Origin of the sequence: Dactylosporangium sp. NPDC005555, assembly GCF_040605635.1 — a bacterium.
In the GTDB taxonomy this organism is placed as follows: Bacteria; Actinomycetota; Actinomycetes; order Mycobacteriales; family Micromonosporaceae; genus Dactylosporangium.
This window is the reverse complement of the sequence record NZ_JBEXDG010000141.1, coordinates 1-4,245: the sequence shown is the minus strand read 5'-3', so window position 1 is coordinate 4,245 and position 4,245 is coordinate 1. Positions and strand designations below refer to the sequence as shown.

Annotated in this window: 1 protein-coding gene; it reads left to right on the top strand. The window is 74.9% G+C overall.

All coding sequences use genetic code 11. The features are described from left to right. Positions 1-120: 120 nt before the first annotated feature. Positions 121-4,245: SDR family NAD(P)-dependent oxidoreductase (locus ABZS58_RS50990; protein ID WP_354792052.1), on the top strand; the 4,125-nt coding region annotated here is incomplete at its 3' end.

The following is a 4,245-nucleotide window of genomic DNA, read 5'->3' as shown; positions in this document are numbered from 1 at the left end:
CACCACACCACCTGGCCCAAACCCCCAAACCCCCAACCCACCAACCTCCCCACCTACCCCTTCCAACACCAACACCACTGGCTCAACCCCACCGCGGACACCGACGCCTCGGCGCTCGGCATGCAGGCCACGAGCCATCCGCTGCTGGGCGCGGCCGTGCCGGTGGCCGGCGCGGACGGGGTGCTGTTCACCAACCGGATCTCCACGCGTCTGCACCCCTGGCTGGCCGACCACGTCGCCGGCGGCGCGGTGCTGCTGCCCGGTGCGGCGATGGTCGAGCTGGCGCTCGCCGCGGGCGCCCGGGCCGGTCTCCCCGTCGTGCGGGATCTCACGGTGGAGGCTCCGCTGGTACTGCCGGGCGAGGCGGCGCTGCGGACGCAACTGGTGCTCGGGCCCGCCGATCCTTCCGGCCGGCGCCGGGTGGAACTGTTCGCGCGGCCCGACGACGACGATCCCGATGCCACCTGGACCCGGCACGCCGCAGGCACCGTCGAGGCCGCCGGCACCGCGCCGCGCCCGGCGACCGGCCAGTGGCCGCCGCGGGGCGCGGTCGCCGAGAACGTCGCCGAGCTGTACGAGCGCCTCGCCGACCACGGGTATGCGTACGGGCCGGCGTTCCGCGGCCTACAGGCGGCGTGGCGGCACGGCGAGGACGTCTACGCGGAGGTCGCCGTCGAGGACGCGGCCGGCTTCGGCCTGCATCCCGCGCTGCTCGACGCCGCGCTGCACCCCGTCGTGGGACTGATCCACGACCCGGCCCGCATGCTGCTGCCCTTCGCCTGGTCCGGGGTGAGCCGGCACGCCACGGGCGCGACGGCCCTGCGGGTGCGCATCTCCCCCGCCGGGGTGGACACCGTGCGGGTGTCGATGACGGCCACGGACGGCACGCCGGTCGCCGAGGTGACCTCGCTCGCGCTGCGGCCGTCGCCCCGCACCGCGCTCGCCGCCGGCGGCGTGTACCTGCCGGAATGGATCGCCGCGCCGGCCGCCGAGGCCGGGCGCTCCGTCGTCCTCGCGGTCCTCGGCGACCCGCCGCTGCGGCTGCCCGACGCCGACACATATCCCGGCCTGGACGCGCTGCGGGCACATCTCGCCGCCGGCGGGGCCCGGCCCGGCGTGGTGCTGGCCGCCCCGCCCGGCGGCGCCGGCGGGTCGCCCGCGACCGACGCGCACGCCGCCGTCCACTGGACGCTGGCGCTGCTGCAGACGTGGCTCGGCGACGAGACCTTCGCCGGTGTGCGACTGGCCGTCGTCACCCGGGGGGCCGCACCCGCCGCCGGGCACATGGACGACCTGGCGACGGCACCCGTGTGGGGGCTGCTGCGGTCCGCGCAGACCGAGCACCCGGGCCGCCTGGTCGTGCTGGACCTCGACGACGCCGCGACGCCGGAGCTGGTGCACGCCGCACTGGCCGGCGACGAGCCGCAGCTGGCGGTGCACGACGGTGCGGTCCGCGTGCCACGCCTGCGGCCGGCGCCGGCGGACGGGCGTCCCGCCACGGCGTACGACCCGGCCGGCACGGTGCTGATCACCGGCGGCACCGGTGGTCTCGGCCTGCGGCTCGCGCGTCACCTCGTCGTCGAGCACGGGGTCCGGCACCTGCTGCTCACCAGCAGGTCGGGTCGCGGCGCCGAGGGGCTGGAGGGGCCGCTGGCCGAGCTGGCCGAGCTCGGCGCGGAAGTGGCCGTTGCCGCGTGCGACGCCGCCGACCGGGCCGCGCTCCGCGAGGTGCTGGGCGGGGTGCCGGCGGAGCATCCGGTGCGGGCGGTGGTCCACGCCGCGGGGGTGCTCGACGACGGGACGGTGGCATCGCTCACGCCCGAGCGGGTCGACGCCGTGCTGCGCGCCAAGGTCGACGGTGCCTGGAATCTGCACGAGCTGACCCGCGAAACGGGCCTCACCGCGTTCATCCTCTTCTCCTCCATCGCCGGCACCGTCGGCACACCCGGACAGGCCAACTACGCCGCCGCCAACACGTTCCTCGACGCCCTCGCCGAACACCGCCACAGCGCCGGGCTCCCCGCCACCGCACTCGCCTGGGGAGTCTGGGAACCGGCCGGCGGCATGACGGCGCGGCTGAGCGACGCGGACCTCACGCGGATGGCGCGTGGCGGGCTGGCGCCGATGGCGGTGCGCGACGGGCTGGCGCTCTTCGACGCGGCGGCGGCCGTGGACGCGGCGGTGCTCGTGCCGGCGCGGCTGGACCTGCCCGCGATGCGGGCCCAGGCGCGGGCCGGTCTGCTCTCGCCGGTCCTGACGACGCTGGCCGGTGCGGCACCCCGGCGGGCCGCCGCGGCCGGCGCCGACCTGCCCTGGAAGGACCGGTTCGCCTCGGCCACCGAGACCGAGCGGCATCGCATGGCCACGGAGCTGGTGCGCGCCGAGGCTGCCGCCGTCCTGGGGCTCGGCGCCGCCGAGGCGTTCGACGAGCGCCGCCCGTTCAAGGCCCTCGGCTTCGACTCGCTGACCGCCGTCGAGCTGCGCAACCGGCTCAACGCCGCGACCGGTCTGGTCCTGCCCGCGACGGTCATCTTCGACTATCCGGAGGCGCCCCGGCTGGCGGACCACGTACGGGAACTGCTGCAGGGAGCCGGGTCCGCCGGGGCCGGCACGGTCGCGCGGGAGTCGTCGCCGGCCGATGAGCCGATCGCGGTGGTGGGCATGGCGTGCCGGTTCCCCGGCGGAGTGGCCACCCCGGACGACCTCTGGGAGCTGATCGCCGGCGGCGGGGACGCGATCACCCCAGTGCCTCCGGGCCGGGGGTGGGATCTCGCCGACCTGTACGACCCGGACCCGGACCGGCCGGGGACGGTGTCCGCGCGTGAGGGTGGCTTCCTCGCGGAGGCCGCGGACTTCGACGCCGAGTTCTTCGGCATCAGTCCGCGTGAGGCGGCGGCGATGGACCCGCAGCAGCGGCTGCTGCTGGAGACGGCGTGGGAGGCGATCGAGCGGGGCCGGATCGACCCGGCGAGCCTGCGCGGCAGCCGCACCGGCGTGTTCGTCGGCGTGATCTACAACGACTACGGGACGCGGCTGCTCACCCGCCCCGACAGCGGGCTCGAAGGCTACTTCGCGACGTCGGCGATGAGCAGCGTCGCGTCGGGCCGGGTGGCGTACACGCTGGGCCTGGAGGGTCCGGCGGTGACGGTGGACACGGCGTGCTCGTCGTCGCTGGTGGCGTTGCACCAGGCGTGCCAGGCACTGCGCAGCGGTGAGTGCGACCTGGTCCTCACCGGCGGCGCCACGGTCATGACCACACCCTCGATCTTCATCACGTTCTCGCGGCAGCGGGGGCTGGCGCCGGACGGCCGGTGCAAGCCGTTCGGTGCCGGTGCGGACGGGACCGGCTGGGCCGAGGGCGCCGGGATGTTGTTGCTGGAGCGGCTGTCCGACGCGGAACGCAACGGGCACCCGATCCTCGCCGTGGTCCGCGGCTCGGCGATCAACAACGACGGCGCCAGCAACGGCCTGACCGCACCGAACGGCCTGTCACAGCAACGGGTCATCCGCCAGGCACTCGCCAACGCCGGCCTCGACCCCACCGACGTCGACGCCGTCGAAGCCCACGGCACCGGCACCACCCTCGGCGACCCGATCGAAGCCCAGGCACTGCTCGCCACCTACGGTCAGGACCGGCCCGACGACCGTCCTCTACGCCTGGGCTCGGTGAAGTCGAACATCGGCCACACGCAGGCCGCGGCGGGTGTCGCCGGCGTCATCAAGATGATCCAGGCGATGCGGCACGGCACCTTCCCCAAGACCCTGCACGCCGATCACGCCAGCCCACACGTCGACTGGAACGCCGGCGAGGTCGCCCTGCTCACCGAGAACACGCCATGGCCCGACGGCCGGCCGCGGCGGGCTGGGGTGTCGGCGTTCGGCATCTCCGGCACCAACGCCCACGTCATCCTCGAAGAGCCCCCGGCACCGGCAACCGTCCCTGTCGCAGATCCGGATCCGGAAACGCCTGTGGCGTGGCTCGTCTCCGCGCGCACCCCCACCGCACTGCGCGCACAAGCCGAAACCCTGCACACACACCTCACCGGACACCCCGACCTGCAACCGGCTGATGTCGCGCATGCGCTCACCACGACGCGGACCCACTTCGATCACCGGGCCGTCATCATCGGCACCACCACCACCGAACTCGCCACCGGACTCAAAGCCCTCACCCACAACCAACCCACACCCAACCTCATCACCAACACCACCCGCACCACCGGCAAAACCGCCTTCATCTACCCC